Here is a 16,246-nt window from a genome sequence, read left to right on the forward strand (position 1 = left end):
GCGGAAATGATTCATTCCCAGCATACAAGTGCGCCGGACTCATTTTCCTCTGGGCGGGCGGCGGAAGAAGATACTGACCACGTAGCAGGCCAGCCCAATGCCGAGCAGCGGCAATGCCATCCACGTCAGCACATCGTTGCCGGTATTGATCCCAATCAACGAACAAACAATCCCCAGCCCCGTAATGATCAGTCCGGCGACGACAAACAGGCGGTATTTGGGCGAACCGGTCTCCCAGGGATTATTGAGCATGGTTCCATGCTAAGCGCTCAGAAGAGAGACTCCTGAACCGGCGGGACCTCGGATTGGTGCCGGCCGAATTCAATCCATTTGCCCTTCAGTCGTCCCAAATCAACCAGGAAGGCGACGTCCGAATGGTCGATGCCGGCCCGGGCGAAACTTCCGTGCACCGCCTGTAGTTTCAGTCCGTGGGCGCCGGCAGCCGGATCGTGGGGATATGCGACGGCGGTCCGGTTCTCGCATACGGCCGCGGTTCCGGCCGGCCGTGGCCACTGCTCATCCACCGTATGGGCGGCAGTCGGTGACTCGCCGGCGCCCGGGATGCTGTATTCCCCTGGCCCGCCACCGCCGTCGAGCATCTGCCGCACCCGGGCTGCTTCGGCGGCATTGATGCTGTCCACTTCATCGGCCGGCAAGGGATTGGCCAGCGCCGCGAATTTCGACACCGACCGGACAGCCTGCACGAGGCCGAGATGATCGGTGACAGCGTCTTCGAGATGGCGGACGATCCGCCCGTCCTGCGCCCATGCCACGTAGCGTGCAGCGACGGCTCCCTGTTCGGCCAGCCGGCTGAACTTGCTCCGGTGAGAGGCTGTGCCCACCTTGCAGGTGCCATCGGCGAAAGTTGCAACGTACAGCCAATGCTGCTGGTCAACGTAGGCTCGCATCCCGGCAGGGGCGATCCCGCTGCGGTGGATGTCGTGCAGGTGGCGGAAGTCGTCACGGGCAAAGCAAGGTCCGCAGAAGAAGCCACGTTCGGCATGAGCGCGATCCGGACACTCGACGAGTTCGCGCTCTTGTGGACCGTGAACCCTGCTGTATCCCAGGCAATGCCGGATCGATGGAAGGGTCAGCACTATGAACCGCACGTCAGCGCCCGGCTGCAGCGACAGCCGCTGGTGAGCGCCCTCGGCGGTGGACAGTGCCAGCCCGGCCCCACACTCATCCCATGTGACACCGCGGACCAGGAACCGGCCGGCCTTCATCTCGGTCTCCTCTGAGCATCGGAACATCGATTGCACGGCAGTAGCGGTTTAACGAAGAATCGCCGGCAACACTTCAAGGTTACCGGCGGTTCCGTGGTCCTCCGGCATAGACGAGCCGGAGTGTGCCGTTTTTAGACCGTTTGTTTGGAGTGCCGGCCTTCCGCAACTTCCTCCACGAGTTTCGAGCAGAACGCAGGAAGGTCCTTCGGGCTGCGGCTGCTCACCAGGCCGGCGTCGACGACGACCTCTTCATCCACCCAGGTTGCGCCTGCGTTCTTCAGATCGGTCGCCACTGAGTGGTATGAGGTCAGCTTGCGACCGTCAACAACTCCGGCCTCGATCATGATCCAAGGCCCGTGGCAGATAACCGCTACAGGCTTCTGGCTGGAGAAGAACGAGCGGGTGAATTCCTGTGAGTCTTTGTCCGTGCGGAGCTGGTCCGCGTTGAAGACACCACCCGGAAGCACCAAGGCATCGTAGTCGTCTGCCTTGGCATCGGACGCGCTCACATCGACGTGGAACTCATCCCCCGGGTCGGCGTGGTGGAAACCCTTGATGCTGCCGTCCTTCGGGGAGACAAGTACGGGTTCTCCGCCTGCCTGCTTCACGGCGTCCCACGGGTCAGTCAGTTCGACCTGCTCCACACCATCGGTCATCAAGAATGCGACCTTCTTACCTGAAATATCCTTGCCAGACATGCTTCCTCCTTGTCTTGGGGCGGTCTTAGAGCCGTTTTAGAGCGTGGATGTCAGAGGATGAACCCTCACGTGCCATCCTAGGAAGACCCACGATACTAAGCAAGCTGAGTGCTGGAGTGCAGACAGCGGCCGTCACTTACGCTGGTCGCTCCCCTGCCGGCCCGCACCCTCGGACCAGGGCATCGCTGCGCCGTGTCGATAGGCGCGGAGCAGCGTCACAACCGCTTCGCCTGCAAGCCCGATACCAACGCTGAAAGTCATCGGTCTCGCGCCATCATGCATCCCCAAATGATGCGCAACCCACCCCAGGCAGGCCCCGGCAACCAACGAACCGACCATCCATGCCAAGGTCCTCCACCGGTAGAGCTGAAAAAGCCTCCCCTGCCGGTGCTCGAAGACAGTTGTGGTCGATCGAATGGCGCCAAACAGCACCGACACGACCGAGAGGCCCACGATCCAACCCAGATCGACGGCCGTCAGATTGGCATCCGCCATGTCCCGCACGCCCAGGAACAGCAGGATGGCAGGCGAGGCGACGACATCCTTCAGATCCACCGGCTCGCCAGTCATCCGGCGCACCAGCACAACAACGATTACCCCCGCCACAAGGAACGGTCCGGCTTGATTTAGCATGTTCACGCTAAATAATATAGCACAGTGATGCTATAAAAGTACTATGCCGAAAGTAGTGGACTTTGACGAACGCCGCGAGGAGATCGCGGACGCCCTCTTCAACGTTGTTCGCAGAGGTGGCTTCGACGAGGTGTCCCTCCGGAGCGTGGCAGCGGAGGCCGCGCTCACGATCGGCTCCGTGCGCCATTTCCTGGGCACCAGGGACGAGCTCATCGGATTTGCGTTCGACACCATGGCCGAACGCGTCCAGGGACGGGTCCTTGAGCGCACGAAAGAACTGCAATCGGCGCTCGATGAAGATATCCTCTCCGGTGATGAGCGTATAGCTGCTCTCGTTGAGCTGTTCTGCGAACTGTTGCCGCTGGATGAAGAGCGAAAAGCTGAAGCAATCGTCTGGGTCGAGTTCGAAGCAGCCGCCCGGACGAACCACAGCCTGGCCGAACGCTCAAGCAATATCAGCGCCGGCACAACACGCTTGGTCAAGTCGGTCCTTGCCGCCGCGATGCGCAGTGGCGCATTCGATAAATCGCTCAGCGTCGACGTCGAAACGGCCCGGCTGGCGGCGCTGGTGGACGGTCTGACGCTCAGGGCTGTCCTGCATCCGGGAAGTATTGATCCGGACACGGCACGCGCCGTGCTGGGAACTCATCTGACGAGTCTGCGTCCGCGCCGCTGCCGTCCTTTGGACCACAGCCATTCGTAGTTGTATTGGTAGCGGTGGCGGGGCTCGATCCCGCGACCTCACGATTATGAGTCGTGCGCTCTAACCAACTGAGCTACACCGCCATGAATGGAAAGCCCGCGCAGACCGGTCACAAACCGTCTGGACGCGGGCCCCATCAAGAGCCCCGACCGGGAATCGATCCCGGGACCTCCATCTTACCAAGATGGCGCTCTACCGCTGAGCTATCGGGGCAACGAGGAAAAACTTTACCAGCTAATCCCCAGAGAAACGAAATCGACCGATCCGCGCATTGACGCGGATCACGGCCCGATTTCGAAGTGTTTAGTACTTCTTTCCGTGGCGGGGTTTACGGTCCCCTTTGCCGGCCGTAGCGAACTGCCCGGAACCGCCGTCTTCGTGCTTCTTCCGGAACGGACGCTCGCCGTCGTGCTTGTTGAAGTCCTTCTTGAAGCCGGAGCCGTGGTTCCTGGAGAAGTCGCCGTCGTGGTTCTTCTTGAAGTCCTTCTTGGGACGACGTCCCTTGTCGAGCTCCAGGTTGATCAGCTCGCCGCCGATACGGGTCTTGGACAGCGAGCGCCACTGGTCCTTGGACAGGTCGGCTGGAAGCTCCACCAGGCTGTGGTCGGACCGGATGTCGATCCCGCCGATCTGTCCGGCGGTCAGCCCGCCTTCATTGGCGATGGCGCCGACGATGGAGCCGGGCATCACCCGCTGGCGGCGTCCGACGGCGATGCGGTACGTGGCGTTGCCTTCGGTCACCGTCCGGGTCGGGCCGCGTGAGCCGAAGCCGTCCTTGGAACGATCCTTCTTCTGGTGGTCAGGAGCCTTCGGCAGTTCCTTCACCAGCAGCGGCTGGTCGCCCTGGGTCATGAACGCAAGCGCGGCGGCAATCTCCGCGGCGGGCACGTCATGCTCGTCCTCGTAGCTGGAGATCAGGTCCCGGAAGACGCTGATGTCCTCGGTGGCCAGGGTCTCGGTGATGCGCTCGGCGAATTTACCCAGGCGCAGCTCGTTGACCTTGTCTGCGCTGGGCAGGTGCATCTGCTCGACCGGCTGGCGCGTGGCCTTCTCGATGGCGCGCAGCAGGTACTTCTCCCGCGGCGTCATGAACAGGATTGCGTCGCCATCGCGGCCGGCACGACCGGTGCGGCCGATGCGGTGCACGTAGGACTCGGTGTCATGGGGAATGTCGTAGTTGACGACCAGCGAGATGCGCTCCACATCGAGGCCACGTGCGGCGACGTCGGTGGCGACCAGAATGTCGATCTTGCCGTTGCGGAGGGCTTCAATGGTTTTTTCGCGCTGCTGCTGGGGAACGTCACCGTTGATCGCCGCTGCACGGTGACCGCGGGACTTGAGCTTGTCGGCCAGGTCCTCGGTGGCGACCTTGGTGCGCACGAAGGTCAGCACGCCGCCGTATTCCTCCACCTCAAGGATGCGGGTCAGGGCATCGAGCTTGTGCGGGCCCATCACCTGCAGGTAGCGCTGCCGGGTGTTGGCCGCCGTCGTCGTCTTGGCCTTGACCGTGATTTCAGCCGGGTTGTTCAGGTACTTCTTGGAGATGCGGCGGATCTGCGACGGCATCGTGGCCGAGAACAGGGCGACCTGCTTCTCGTCGGGGGTGCTGGACAGGATCTGCTCGACGTCCTCGGCGAAGCCCATGCGCAGCATTTCGTCGGCCTCATCGAGGACCAGGTACTGCAGCTCGGACAGGTCGAGCGAGCCCTTGTTGATGTGGTCGATCACGCGGCCCGGGGTGCCAACGACCACTTGCGCGCCTCGGCGCAGTCCGGCCAGCTGGGGCCCGTACGCGGAGCCGCCGTAGACCGGCAGCACGCTGAAGTCTTCCAGATGGGACGCGTAGGAGGAGAAGGCCTCGGAGACCTGCAGTGCCAGTTCGCGGGTGGGCGCGAGGACCAGGATCTGCGTGGCCTTCGACGGCGGCAGGTCGGCCATCTGCGACAGCGCGGGGATGGCGAAGGCCGCGGTCTTGCCGGTACCGGTCTGGGCGAGGCCGACGACGTCGCGCCCCTCGAGCAGGGTCGGGATAGTGGCGGCCTGGATGGGGGAAGGCTTCTCGTAGCCGAGGTCCGTTACGGCTGCGAGGACACGACCGTCGATCCCCAGGTCGGAGAACATGACCTCGTGATCTTCACTGTTGGCCTCATTGTTGACCGGCTCTGCTGCGGGCTCGACGTCGTTGTAATTGCTGGACAAGATATACCTCATTCATATGGGTAGGCGGATACGCGGCATGGATTGCCGCAGTACGTAGAAACCCGGCGCTGTTTCAATCCCATGGCAGGGCCTCGCGTCACACTTTGGGCTGCACTCTCTGCAGGCACGTGTGACGTTTTGTCAGCCGGCGCTCCCATATGAAAATGCCCGTCTTGGCGGGCCCCAACACAACGAATCTGTCATCACGACGAATAATGTGGACAGAGTAAAAAGGGAATACCGGTGTGGGGGATGTGTCCACTATACCTTACGGGCTTGCGGCGCTGAAATGCTGGTGGGGCGGAACGGAGCGTGAGGTTGGGCACAGGCTGCCCGACGACGGGGCGGTCATGTCGATGTGGGTCCCGCCGGGGCATGTCGGCTGGGTCCCGCCGGGCCATGTTCGGCCGCGTCCCGCCGGGCCATGTTCGGCCGCGTCCCGCCGGGCCATGTTCGGCCGCGTCCCGCCGGGCCATGTTCGGCCGAGGAGTATGAAATCGCGAATTCGGCCGGTTTGTCCGCTGCGGACCGCTGTTCTCCTCCCCGCCCGAACGGCGACCAGCCCACCGCCGCGCCACAATCAACCGCGCGCCGACTCTACCGTGACTCAACTCCACGGACGGCGGCACGGCCGGCAACACGGCGCAGCGCCTTGTCCACGTAAGAACGCAGCGAAGCCGCCATGGTGAACTCGCCCGCCGCATCGGCATCGATCAACGACTGCGCATCCGCCGGATCCGAGCCGGCGAACCAGCGGCCCACGGTGATCCCGTGCTCGGGGCGATGGATCACTTCAATGTCGTCCCCGGCTTCCAGGGCACCGGTGGCCACCACCCTGAGATAGGCACCCACCAGCGCCTCTTCGGTAAACCGCTTCACCCACCGCGCCTCGCCCGTGTGGGTGGCGAAGTTGGCGCAGGGTATGCGCGGCATCGTCACCTCCACTTCGACGCCTTGCCCGATGCGCCATCGTTCGCCAATGACAGCACCGGTGGTTTCGACGCCCCGGGTCCTCAGGTTCTCCCCGAAATACCCTGGCGGCACTCCCCGGCCAAGCTTCGCTTCCCAGTGGGCAGCCTCTTCTGCGGAATATGCGTAGAGCGCCTTGTCCTCGCCGCCATGGTGCTTCCGATCCGCCTGTACGTCCCCATAGAGACCCAACTTGTGCACCTTGACCGGACCTTCTGCGGGCCGCTTGTCGATGGCGGTGACGCCGGGTGCGCCCGAGACGGGCTGGAGCTGGTGGACGCGGCAAATCGTAACCAGACGAGGAGCGGAATCGGGCATTTCCCTATTCTTACACCGGTCGACGACCCGTGCCCCATCGATATCGCGCATAACGGGAACGGGCAAGGTCGGGAGACCGGGGAATTTGCGGTCCAGAACGCTTGAAACATTCCATCGCCGGGAGCATGCTGAAGTTATCGTTGCCCGGATGCGACGGTGCGGTCGGTGGAGGGGTCACGATGAGCGACGACGTAGTGATTATTGGCGCCGGCGCTTCCGGCATGACTTGCGCCGCAATGTTGCAACGCCATGGACTCAGTTCGACGATTCTGGAGCGGTCGGATTCCGTGGCTTCGGCATGGCGCACCCGTCCTGATAACCTCCGGCTCACTGGCGGACGGCGCACATCGACGCTGTCTTGGTCAAAATTTCCGCACACGGCCGGCATCTTCCCCACCCGGAGCGAGCTCATCGAATATCTCGAGCACTATGCCGCATCCAAACACCTGACGATACGGACCGGCGTACTGGCCCACAGAATCGAACGCGACGACGACCAATGGCGTATCGACACGACCACCGGACCGGTGTCCGCCAGGTACGTGATTGTTGCAACAGGTGTGTTCGCTGTCCCCCACGTCCCGGATTGGCCCGGCGCCGATCTGGCTGCCTCCCGAATGATTCACTCGTCCGGCTATCGCAATCCCGCGCCGTTTGCCGGTCGGGATGTCCTGATCATCGGTGCCGGAACGACGGCGATGGAGATTGCCGGGGAGCTCGAGGCGGCAGGGGCCAGAAGCGTTCAGATGGCAGTGCGAACGCCTCCGAACATTGTCCCCCGCATTATCGGAGCCCTGCCCGGGGTGAAACTGTTGCTGCGGCTCCCGGCTCGTATTGGAGACGCACAGATGCGCGTGATCCGGCGGATCAGCATCGGAGACCTGACGGAGTTTGGGCTGCCGGTTCCTCCTGACGGGCCCTTCAGCCTGTTGAAGCAACGGCACACGGACCCCGGGATCATTGACACTGCGACGCTCCGCGGCATTCGGTCCAGGCGAATAGTCATAGTTCCGACTGTTGAGCGGCTGGACGAGGCCGGCGCTTACCTCATTGACGGCTCGTACATTCAAGTGGACAACATTATTGCCGCCACCGGATTCCGGCCGGGACTCGAGCCGCTGGTCGGCCATTTAGGCATCCTGGATCGGCGCGGAGTCCCTTCGCCCGATGCGCTCCGGCAGTACCCGGGGCTGCATTTCACCGGGTTTGAGAGCGTTCCCGGCCAGCTCGCATTCTGCGCTGATTCCGCCGGCCGGATCACGAAGGCCATTACGGCTGACCTCAAAAGGAGCCATGCCGCGTGAGTGCGCCGCTGAACGCGGTTTCCACGACTGCCTGGCCGGCACGGACTAAACCGAGAAACCACCGTCGCTCTTGATCAACTGCCCGGAGATCCACTTTCCCTCCGGTGACAGCAGGAAACCGACCAGAGCCGCCGTATCGACCGGGGTTCCGAGCCGGCCGGTCGGCTGGTGCTGCGTGAGTTGGTCGCGGAGTTCGTCGTCCATCCACCCGGTGTCGTTGGGGCCTGGATTGACCGCGTTGGACGAGATACCCAGATGGCCAAGTTCCCTCGCCGCCGCGATGACGATCCGGTCCAACGCGCCCTTGCTGGAGCCGTAGGGCAGATTATGGGCCGTGTGATCGCTGGTCAGCGCGACGATACGGCCATCCTCGCCCGGCAACTGCCGGGCAAATTCCGCGATGAGCTGCCAGCTCGCCCTGACGTTGACCGCGAAATGGCGGTCGAAGCTTTCCAACGTGGTGTCCAGGATGCCGGAGTCAACGCTTTCACAATGCGACAGCACGATCGCGTCGAAGCGCCCGATCCCGGCGTGAACCGCCTCGACCAGCCGTGGCACCGCGTCGGTCTGTTCAAAATCCGCCTGAACCGAAAACATACCGGCGCCGGTGGCTTCCAGTTCCGACGCCAGCGCGGCAGTTTCGGGGATCCCTGCCGGTCCGGAGCCTGGCGCGCCACCCAAGTGCACGCGTTCGTCGTATCCGGACCAGTACGTCAGCGCGAGGTCCCAGCCTTCGGCGGCCAATTTACGGGCGATGCCGGCACCGATGCCGGCGGCACGTCCGACGCCGGTGATCAGCGCTATGGGTCTGGTCATGGAGCCTCCTGCTGTCGGCCGTCCCGCGGCGAAATATGGTGCCCCAACCATACCGGCACGGAGACCTCGGTCACACGGGGTATGTTGGACTCGAACCTGAACCCCATCCGCGAAAGGCACATTCCCATGACCACCGCTATCACCAATGCCCACGTCGTCCCGATCGAAGGCGAGCCATTCGACGGCACGGTGGTGGTCGCCAAGGGCAGGATCTCGGCGATGGGCCCTAAGGCGAAGATCCCCCGCCAGGCGGAAGTGATCGACGCCGGCGGCCAGTGGCTGCTTCCCGGTTTTGTCGACGCGCACACCCACCTCGGCGTCCACGAAGAGTCCGAGGGCAAAGAAGGCGACGACACCAATGAGATGACGGACCCGATCATGGCCGCGGTCCGGGCACTGGATGGCATCAATCCGCACGAGATGGGCTTCGACGACGCGCTGACCGGCGGCGTCACCACAGTGAACGTAAACCCCGGCTCGGGCAATCCGGTCGGAGGCCTGTGCGTTGCCCTGCACACCCACGGCCGGTACATCGACGAAATGGTGCTCCGCTCCCCCAGCGGCCTCAAGGCAGCACTCGGCGAGAACCCGAAGCGGGTCTACGGCGAACAAAAGAAGACACCGTCCACCCGGTTGGGCACCGCCATGGTGATGCGCCAGGCCTTCGTGGACGCGCAGAACTACATCGGCAAGGCCGACGCTAACGCCCGCGATCTGAAGCTGGAAGCGTTGGCCATGGTGCTGAACAAGGAAATCCCCTGGCGCCAGCACGCCCACCGAGCGGACGACATCGCCACGGCCCTGCGGATGGCCGAGGAGTTCGGCTACGATCTGGTGCTCGACCATGGCACCGAGGCCCATATCCTCGCCGACGTCATCGCCGAAAAGGGCATCCCGGTGCTGATCGGCCCGCTATTCACCGCGCGGTCGAAGGTGGAACTGCGCCAGCGGTCCCTGGCGAACCCGGGCAAGCTGGCCGCTGCCGGCGTCGACATTTCCATCATCACCGACCACCCGGTCATCCCGATCCATTACCTGGTCCACCAGGCCACGCTGTCGGTGAAAGAGGGTCTGGACAGGCAGCAGGCGTTAGAGTCAATCACCATCAATCCGGCCAAGGTGATGGGCGTGGCCGACCGCGTGGGGTCGCTGGAAGTGGGCAAGGACGCCGACCTGGTGCTGTGGACCGGCGATCCGCTTGACGTGATGCAGCGGGCGACACAGGTCTTCATCGGCGGCAGGCAGGTTTTCGAGTACGACGACGACACCCGCGAGGGGGTCGTCGCGCCGAGAACATAGGCTCACCGGCGGTCACCGGGAGACGTCGAGCTGCCCCAGATAGTAGTCGAGCAGGCGCCAGCGGATACGCCGGGGCAGCCGGGGATACACCGCCGAGCAGCAGCGCATGACGGCGTCGAAACGCCGTTGCCGCCGGGCGTTCCAGGCGAAACCAAATGACTCCCGGACGCTTTCCGGCAGCAGACCGGCGGTGATCAGCCTCGCCAGCGGCATCCCTGCCCGCAGCCAGAGCGGCACCGTGTCCGGATGCAGCAGATCGTGCGCCACCCGCCGGGTCACGTCGTCCGCTTCCAGATTGTGCAGCTGATCGCCCCAGTACGCTTCGAACGCGGCCCGCCCGGCCGGCCACAGGTCCGCCGGAACCTGCAGCGCCGAGCCGAGCGCCGCATAGTCATGGTAAATCCGGTCGGCGGTCGCATCGTCGAGCGCGCCGAAGATCCGCTCATACACGGTCACCGCGGTGTCATACAGCGTCGCCACCACCCACAGTTGCAGTTGCGGGTCGAAGGCCGAGTAGCCGTGGCTCCGGCCGCCGGCCTTTTGCCGCACCGGAGCGTGGGCCTTGTTCACCCGCCTCCGCACGGCCGCCAGCTGCTCCGGACTTCCGTACACCACCGCGTACACGTAGGTCATGGTGTTCTGCAGCCGGTCCAGCGGCCGGGCGGCGAAATCGCTGTGTGCTGCGACGCCGTGGCCGACGGAAGGATTGGCGATCTGCAGCAGGATCGCCCGGCCGGCGCCGAGCAGCAGGATGCCCTCGCCTGCGATATCGGCCAGGCCGCGGACCTCGCGGTTACAGCGCGGAGAGCGCCTGGTCCAGATCGGCAATCTGGTCCTCAACATCTTCGATTCCCACCGACAGCCGCACCAGGTTCTCCGGGACGGCCAGTTCGGTGCCTTTCACCGAGGCATGCGTCATTTCCGCCGGGTAGTTCATCAGGGACTCGATCCCGCCGAGGCTTTCGGCCAGCGTGAAGACCTTGGTGGTCTCAGCGACCTTGCGGGCGGCCGGTTCGCCACCGACGAACGTCACGGAGATCATCCCGCCGAAGGCCTTCATCTGCCGCTTGGCCAGCTCGTGGCCGGGATGGCCAGGCAGTCCCGGGTAATAGACGTTCTCCACCGCGTCCTGCTTCAGCAGCCATTCGGCGATGGCCTGCGCGTTGGCGCTGTGCCGGTCCATCCGCACGCCCAGCGTCTTCAACCCGCGGGTGGTCAGCCACCCATCCATCGGAGCTGACACGGCGCCCACGGCGAACTGGATGAAGCCCACCTTCTGCACGATTTCGTCGTCGTTCATCACCAACGCGCCACCGACAACGTCGGAGTGGCCGCCGATGTACTTGGTGGTGGAGTGGACGACGACGTCGGCGCCCAGCGCGAGCGGCGTCTGCAGGTACGGGGAGGCGAAGGTGTTGTCCACCACCAGCCAGGCGCCGATGGATTTCGCCTTCTCAGCCAGCTTGGCGATGTCGGTGATCTTCATCATCGGGTTGGACGGGGTCTCCACCCAGATCATCCTGGTGCGGCCCTTGGCGATCGCCGCGTCCACGGAGGCGTCGTCGGCCATGTCCGCCGTCGCGTTGGACACGCCCCATGCGGCCAGCACCTGGTCGATCAGGCGGTGGGTTCCGCCGTAGGCATCATTGCCCAGCACGATGTGGTCGCCGGGTTTCAGCAGTCCGCGGATCAATGCGTCCTCGGCCGCCAGGCCGGAGGCGAACGAGAGACCGTGCTTGCCGCCTTCCAGCGCCGCGAGCTGTTCCTGCAGCGAGTCGCGGGTGGGGTTGGTGCCGCGTCCGTATTCGTAGCCGTCGCGGAGCTTGCCGATACCGTCCTGGGCGAAAGTGGAGGTCTGGTAGACCGGCGGCACGACCGCCCCGGTGCGCTTTTCCGGTTCCTGCCCGGCGTGGATCGCGCGGGTGTTGAATCCAGAGGTGTTGGGCTGGTTCATGAGCAAAGCTCCTATCGGTGGTCGAGCCTGTCGAGACGGTGGTCGAGTAGCGAGCGCCAGCGAGTGTATCGAGACCCGCGTGGAGACCTAGCGGTTCATATACGACAGTAGATCCCCGCGGGTGACTATGCCTACGGGGGCACCATCGGCGGTAACCATCAGTGCGTCGTCGTGCTGCAAACGTTCACGGGCCGAGGCGGCGGGCTCCCGGAGGCCGATCACCGGCAACGGCGCCATCATGTGCTCGCCCACGGTGTCCGTTGGCTTGACCTCGCCGGTGAAAAGCGCATCGGTCAATGCCAGTTCGTTGACGGATCCGGCCACTTCGTTGATCACGGCGGGCATCTCGTGGGTCAGCACCGGCAGCCGGGACAGTCCGTGGCCGGTCATCAGCTCAATGGCTTCGCCAATGGTCTGGTCCGGTCCGGCATAAACCAGCTCAGCCCTCCGGCCCGACTTGAGGACATCGCCCACAGAGTCGACCTGAGGATCGATGGCAGAGCCGTCGTCGAACCCGTATGACCGCATCCACCGGTCGTTGAAGATCTTGCCCAGGTAGCCCCGGCCGCTGTCGGGCAGGATGATGACGACGACGTCGTCGGCCGACAATGTGCGAGCCGTCCGCAGGGCTGCAGCGACCGCCATGCCGCTGGAGCCACCCACGAGCATGCCCTCTTCACGCGCCAGTCGGCGGGTCATGGCGAAGCTCTCGGCGTCGTTGATGGCAATCACCTCATCGGGCACGGAGGGGTCGTATGCCTCCGGCCACATGTCCTCGCCCACGCCCTCGACGAAATAGGGGCGGCCGGCTCCACCGGAGTAGAACGAGCCTTCCGGGTCGGCACCCACAATCCGGACGCGGCCGCCGTCGCGCCCGTCCGAAATTTCCTTGAGGTAGCGTCCTGTGCCGGTAATGGTCCCGCCGGTGCCGACGCCGGCGACCAGGTGGGTGATTTTCCCGTCGGTGTCCCTCCAGATCTCCGGACCGGTGGACTCATAGTGGCTGAGCGGTCCGTTCTGGTTCGAGAACTGGTCCGGCTTGAAGGCGCCGTCGATCTCGCGGACCAGCCGGTCCGACACCCCGTAATAGGATTCGGGGCTCTCCGGCGGGACGGAGGACTTGGTGACGACGACCTCGGCACCGTAGGCGGCCAGCACATTCCGCTTGTCTTCGCCGACCTTGTCCGGGCAGACAAAGATGCACCTGTAGCCGCGCTGCTGGGCCACCATGGCGAGCCCGACACCGGTATTGCCCGACGTCGGCTCGACGATCGTCCCGCCCGGGCCGAGTTTGCCCTCAGCCTCGGCGGCGTCGATGATTTTTTCGGAGATCCGGTCCTTAATGGATCCGCCGGGGTTGATGTACTCCAACTTCACCAGGACGGTGGCGGCTATACCTTCGGTCACTTTATTGAGCTTGACCAGTGGCGTATTCCCCACCAGTTGCACTACAGAGTCGGCGTACTTCATGCCTCTAAAGTTACGGCACGGTCCAGCAGCAGTTCGAATTCCACGTCACACGTGACAAGAGCAGCACCCTGGCTCGTGGCACGATGGGATCATGACCATGACTGCCGGGCGCACCGACGAAGGCGCGTCGAGCACGGTATGGCGGCCTGAAGGTCCCTACGACATGGCGGCCACTCTCGGCATCCTGCAACGCGGCACCTGGGACCCGTCGGTGAGCATTAACCACCGCGTGGCCTGGCTGACCTTCCCGACTCCCGCCGGACCCGCATCGCTGCGGCTGGTGCAAGCCCCCCGTGAGGCGGACGCCGGCCCCCGCACCCGCCACGCACCCGGTGGGCCCGTCACGGCGAGCGCCTGGGGCCCAGGAGCCCAACGTGCCTTGGACTCCGTCCCGGCCCTGCTCGGCGCTGACGATGACTGGACCGAGTTTGATGATCCCGCGTTCCTGGCCGGCCTGCCCCGGCTGATCCGTGAACCTCGACGGCGTCACCCCGGCCTCCGGCTGCCCAGCACCGGCCGGATGATGGATGCGCTGGTGCCGGTCATCCTGGAACAGAAAATCACCACCATCGAGGCCCGCCGCGCCTGGCGCTATCTGGCCGGTCGCTACGGAGACCCGGCGCCCGGACCTGCCCCGGAGCATATGCGAGTCACCCCCACTCCCGAACAGTTCAGGCGGATTCCCTCGTGGGAATGGCACCGCGCCGGCGTCGATTCGAAACGGTCCGCGGCGATCCTGCGTGCCTGCGCCTCCGCACGTGGCCTGGAACGGTTGAGCGGGATGCCCGCCGGGGCCGGGGTGGCCGACAAGCTGTGCTCCATTCCCGGCCTCGGCCCGTGGACGGCGGCCGAAACCACCCAACGCACCCACGGCTGTCCCGACTCTATCTCGGTGGGCGACTATCATCTGGCGGCCTATGTCGGCTGGGCATTGGCGGGCAAACCGGTCGACGACGACGGCATGCTGGAGCTGCTCGAACCGTGGCGCGGACACCGCCAACGCGTGGTCCGGATGCTGGGGCTCAGCGGGTTCCGCAAACCCTCATTTGGCCCGCGCCTGGCGCCGGCCGATCACCGCTTCCGATAGCGGCCACGCGGGGTCCTGAGACGAAAGTGGCCGGCCTCCGGACGTTTGACTGCTCAAGACCTCGGATCCGGCTATGGGCCGGGTGGCAGGTACCCTCGGAGCACATCCGCCTCGGCCCTGAGCTTGTCGCCGGCGTCGCTGTGGCCGGCCTGCTCGTACTCGCCGGCAACGGCGGTTCGGTCATTGACCTCTGCCTCGACAATCGCGCGCATATCCTCCGCGTCAAGGTCACGTCGATCGGCTTCCGCGGCTCCGATGCCGACCGCCGATGCTGCCACCTCGGCGGTCCCGTTCTCCGCCACGGACCGCTCGACGGGGATGGCCTCGGCGTTGTCGATGGCCGCCAAGGCGGACCGGATCGCGGTTACAGCGACCCGGTCACGGGCTTTCATCGCCGTCTTCAAATCGCGGCGCATAGTGTCACGCATTCCTGAATCCTATCGGAGTAGGAAGCAGACGCGCTCTCTGCCCGCGCGCCCACGCCCGAAGCGGCTCGAGTTCGGACATGCCCGCTGCCAGCGCGGTCGCTGTTCAACTACTCCCGTCGACACCACTCTCAATTCGGGGTTTCCTCGAATGCATAATTATTCGGTCCGTGCTCTTGGGCTGGAAGGGCGGGCAGCCGCAATTTTTGCCCGCCCTCCACATCTGCGCCCGACTGCCCTGCCCGACTGACAAGGTGTCCCGGTTAAGGATCCGCTTGTGGGGCTGTGTTTACGCCTCTTATGTATTCGTACAGAGTAGGGAAGGATGAGGCATATGCCGGCTTCATCCAATCAGTGGTTTGAGCATCCCTTTCAGATTTGGTGTGGGTTGATTGTTGGCGTGTGCGTTGTCATTCCTCCGGTCCTGCGCTTGGAGGAGGAGGGATGGACAGGCTTGAACATTTTCTTAGTGATCGCGGGCTCAGCTCTCACTATTTTTTGGGCAGCGCAGGGTCTTCGGCGGATGAGGAAGTCAAGAAGGCGTTCAATGAACACAAATGATTCGACCGCCAGGGACGATGGTTCCTCCAGCTAACGTCCGCTGAAGGATCCTCAAATGGCGCATTGTTCAATGTGATTTTTTGGTCACGTTCTGAATCGTTTGGTCAATCTCACCGCGAGGACACTTGCAGCTAACGCGCTCACCCACCAGGGCCAGGCGTCCAACAGGGTCAGGGCCGTCCGGGGGCCTAAGAGCAGGCACGCTGGAAGGAACACACCGACGATAGCCCCAAGGGCTGCCGACGGTGCCCGCAGCAGGGGCGATATTCGCCCGATCAGTACATGGAGCCCCAAAGCACATGCAGCAGAGAAACCGGCAACAACCCCACCGATGAAGGATCCGAATATCACCGCCACGATGTAGGTGCCGAAGTCCGGTTGCCAAGCTGGGCTCGGAGAAGGATCAATCATCGAAAGCGGCATCAGGACGGCACCGAAGAGAGACCCGATGAAGACGCCTTTGAATAATGCCGACGCATAAGGTGTTTCTCTCCGGCTCCGGTGAGCTATGTCGTCCACTGTTGCCGGTGCACCATGAGCACTTTCATCCGTATTCCCCATAATCGAAGACTACTTCTCGTACA

Annotated in this window: 16 protein-coding genes and 2 tRNA genes; 4 read left to right on the forward strand and 14 right to left on the reverse strand. The window is 64.1% G+C overall.

What is annotated here, in order from left to right; genetic code table 11:
• Positions 1–39 precede the first annotated feature (39 nt).
• The 4 genes from H535_RS0117195 to H535_RS26280 form a co-directional block, all read right to left on the reverse strand.
• Entirely contained in the window at positions 40–252 is a 213-nt protein-coding gene (locus H535_RS0117195; RefSeq protein ID WP_026820522.1) for a hypothetical protein, read from the reverse strand.
• 17 nt (positions 253–269) lie between these two features.
• Positions 270–1,226 carry a DUF2797 domain-containing protein gene (locus H535_RS0117200; protein WP_026820523.1) on the reverse strand — a complete coding sequence of 319 codons (957 nt, stop codon included), beginning with the start codon at positions 1,224–1,226 and terminating at the stop codon, positions 270–272.
• A 131-nt stretch (positions 1,227–1,357) separates the two neighbouring features.
• On the reverse strand, positions 1,358–1,924 hold the full coding sequence (locus H535_RS0117205) for a type 1 glutamine amidotransferase domain-containing protein (RefSeq protein WP_026820524.1): 567 nt from the start codon (positions 1,922–1,924) through the stop codon (positions 1,358–1,360).
• 132 nt (positions 1,925–2,056) lie between these two features.
• Positions 2,057–2,563, reverse strand: a complete 507-nt coding sequence (locus H535_RS26280) for a DUF1453 domain-containing protein (protein ID WP_155838753.1) — start codon at positions 2,561–2,563, stop codon at positions 2,057–2,059.
• A 37-nt stretch (positions 2,564–2,600) separates the two neighbouring features.
• On the opposite strand from H535_RS26280, the gene H535_RS0117215 reads away from it, so the two are divergent.
• Complete coding sequence (locus H535_RS0117215) at positions 2,601–3,260, forward strand: TetR/AcrR family transcriptional regulator (protein ID WP_026820525.1); 660 nt, start codon at positions 2,601–2,603, stop codon at positions 3,258–3,260.
• 6 nt (positions 3,261–3,266) lie between these two features.
• Here the strand turns inward: H535_RS0117215 and H535_RS0117220 are convergent.
• From H535_RS0117220 to H535_RS0117235, 4 genes are all read right to left on the reverse strand, one after another.
• Positions 3,267–3,343 (reverse strand) — tRNA-Met (locus H535_RS0117220).
• 58 nt (positions 3,344–3,401) lie between these two features.
• Positions 3,402–3,473, reverse strand: a tRNA-Thr gene (locus tag H535_RS0117225).
• A 90-nt stretch (positions 3,474–3,563) separates the two neighbouring features.
• Complete coding sequence (locus H535_RS26285) at positions 3,564–5,459, reverse strand: DEAD/DEAH box helicase (RefSeq protein WP_035770071.1); 1,896 nt, start codon at positions 5,457–5,459, stop codon at positions 3,564–3,566.
• A gap of 597 nt (positions 5,460–6,056) precedes the next feature.
• A complete protein-coding gene (locus H535_RS0117235; protein ID WP_026820526.1) occupies positions 6,057–6,746 on the reverse strand; it encodes an MOSC domain-containing protein in 690 nt (229 codons plus the stop codon).
• Between the two features lie 179 nt (positions 6,747–6,925).
• Here H535_RS0117235 and H535_RS0117240 point away from each other — a divergent pair, with 179 nt between their 5' ends.
• Positions 6,926–8,050 carry a flavin-containing monooxygenase gene (locus H535_RS0117240; RefSeq protein WP_026820527.1) on the forward strand — a complete coding sequence of 375 codons (1,125 nt, stop codon included), beginning with the start codon at positions 6,926–6,928 and terminating at the stop codon, positions 8,048–8,050.
• A 45-nt stretch (positions 8,051–8,095) separates the two neighbouring features.
• On the opposite strand, the gene H535_RS0117245 is transcribed toward H535_RS0117240, so the two are convergent.
• Entirely contained in the window at positions 8,096–8,866 is a 771-nt protein-coding gene (locus H535_RS0117245) for an SDR family oxidoreductase (RefSeq protein ID WP_026820528.1), read from the reverse strand.
• A gap of 126 nt (positions 8,867–8,992) precedes the next feature.
• On the opposite strand from H535_RS0117245, the gene H535_RS0117250 reads away from it, so the two are divergent.
• Positions 8,993–10,165 (forward strand): amidohydrolase, encoded by a 1,173-nt coding sequence (locus H535_RS0117250; RefSeq protein WP_035770072.1) that lies wholly within the window; start codon positions 8,993–8,995, stop codon positions 10,163–10,165.
• Positions 10,166–10,177: 12 nt separating this feature from the next.
• Here the strand turns inward: H535_RS0117250 and H535_RS0117255 are convergent, their stop codons facing one another.
• The 3 genes from H535_RS0117255 to H535_RS0117265 all read right to left on the reverse strand — a co-directional run bounded on the left by H535_RS0117255 (position 10,178) and on the right by H535_RS0117265 (position 13,589).
• The gene (locus H535_RS0117255) at positions 10,178–11,008 is read right to left on the reverse strand and encodes an oxygenase MpaB family protein (protein WP_081416770.1); all 831 of its coding nucleotides are present in this window, start codon (positions 11,006–11,008) and stop codon (positions 10,178–10,180) included.
• Positions 10,959–12,119, reverse strand: coding sequence for a cystathionine gamma-synthase (locus tag H535_RS0117260; protein ID WP_026820531.1), 1,161 nt, complete (start codon positions 12,117–12,119; stop codon positions 10,959–10,961). The genes H535_RS0117255 and H535_RS0117260 overlap by 50 nt, the downstream gene beginning before the upstream one ends.
• A gap of 87 nt (positions 12,120–12,206) precedes the next feature.
• Positions 12,207–13,589, reverse strand: a complete 1,383-nt coding sequence (locus H535_RS0117265; protein WP_026820532.1) for a cystathionine beta-synthase — start codon at positions 13,587–13,589, stop codon at positions 12,207–12,209.
• A 91-nt stretch (positions 13,590–13,680) separates the two neighbouring features.
• Here H535_RS0117265 and H535_RS0117270 point away from each other — a divergent pair, with 91 nt between their 5' ends.
• The gene (locus tag H535_RS0117270) at positions 13,681–14,676 is read left to right on the forward strand and encodes a DNA-3-methyladenine glycosylase family protein (RefSeq protein ID WP_026820533.1); all 996 of its coding nucleotides are present in this window, start codon (positions 13,681–13,683) and stop codon (positions 14,674–14,676) included.
• A 71-nt stretch (positions 14,677–14,747) separates the two neighbouring features.
• On the opposite strand, the gene H535_RS0117275 is transcribed toward H535_RS0117270, so the two are convergent.
• Both H535_RS0117275 and H535_RS29125 read right to left on the reverse strand, forming a co-directional pair.
• Positions 14,748–15,104, reverse strand: coding sequence for a GatB/YqeY domain-containing protein (locus H535_RS0117275; RefSeq protein WP_026820534.1), 357 nt, complete (start codon positions 15,102–15,104; stop codon positions 14,748–14,750).
• A gap of 642 nt (positions 15,105–15,746) precedes the next feature.
• On the reverse strand, positions 15,747–16,223 hold the full coding sequence (locus H535_RS29125) for a hypothetical protein (protein WP_155838755.1): 477 nt from the start codon (positions 16,221–16,223) through the stop codon (positions 15,747–15,749).
• Positions 16,224–16,246: the final 23 nt, after the last annotated feature.

It is taken from the genome of Arthrobacter castelli DSM 16402, from assembly GCF_000430705.1.
Classification (GTDB): domain Bacteria; phylum Actinomycetota; class Actinomycetes; order Actinomycetales; family Micrococcaceae; genus Arthrobacter_C; species Arthrobacter_C castelli.

Coding starts and splice junctions, on each gene's coding strand:
- H535_RS0117195 (WP_026820522.1), bottom strand. CDS start 252: ATGCTCAATAATCCCTGGGAGACCGGTTCGCCCAAATACCGCCTGTTT.
- H535_RS0117200 (WP_026820523.1), bottom strand. CDS start 1,226: ATGAAGGCCGGCCGGTTCCTGGTCCGCGGTGTCACATGGGATGAGTGT.
- H535_RS0117205 (WP_026820524.1), bottom strand. CDS start 1,924: ATGTCTGGCAAGGATATTTCAGGTAAGAAGGTCGCATTCTTGATGACC.
- H535_RS0117215 (WP_026820525.1), top strand. CDS start 2,601: ATGCCGAAAGTAGTGGACTTTGACGAACGCCGCGAGGAGATCGCGGAC.
- H535_RS0117235 (WP_026820526.1), bottom strand. CDS start 6,746: ATGCCCGATTCCGCTCCTCGTCTGGTTACGATTTGCCGCGTCCACCAG.
- H535_RS0117240 (WP_026820527.1), top strand. CDS start 6,926: ATGAGCGACGACGTAGTGATTATTGGCGCCGGCGCTTCCGGCATGACT.
- H535_RS0117245 (WP_026820528.1), bottom strand. CDS start 8,866: ATGACCAGACCCATAGCGCTGATCACCGGCGTCGGACGTGCCGCCGGC.
- H535_RS0117250 (WP_035770072.1), top strand. CDS start 8,993: ATGACCACCGCTATCACCAATGCCCACGTCGTCCCGATCGAAGGCGAG.
- H535_RS0117255 (WP_081416770.1), bottom strand. CDS start 11,008: ATGTTGAGGACCAGATTGCCGATCTGGACCAGGCGCTCTCCGCGCTGT.
- H535_RS0117260 (WP_026820531.1), bottom strand. CDS start 12,119: ATGAACCAGCCCAACACCTCTGGATTCAACACCCGCGCGATCCACGCC.
- H535_RS0117265 (WP_026820532.1), bottom strand. CDS start 13,589: ATGAAGTACGCCGACTCTGTAGTGCAACTGGTGGGGAATACGCCACTG.
- H535_RS0117270 (WP_026820533.1), top strand. CDS start 13,681: ATGACCATGACTGCCGGGCGCACCGACGAAGGCGCGTCGAGCACGGTA.
- H535_RS0117275 (WP_026820534.1), bottom strand. CDS start 15,104: ATGCGTGACACTATGCGCCGCGATTTGAAGACGGCGATGAAAGCCCGT.
- H535_RS29125 (WP_155838755.1), bottom strand. CDS start 16,223: ATGGGGAATACGGATGAAAGTGCTCATGGTGCACCGGCAACAGTGGAC.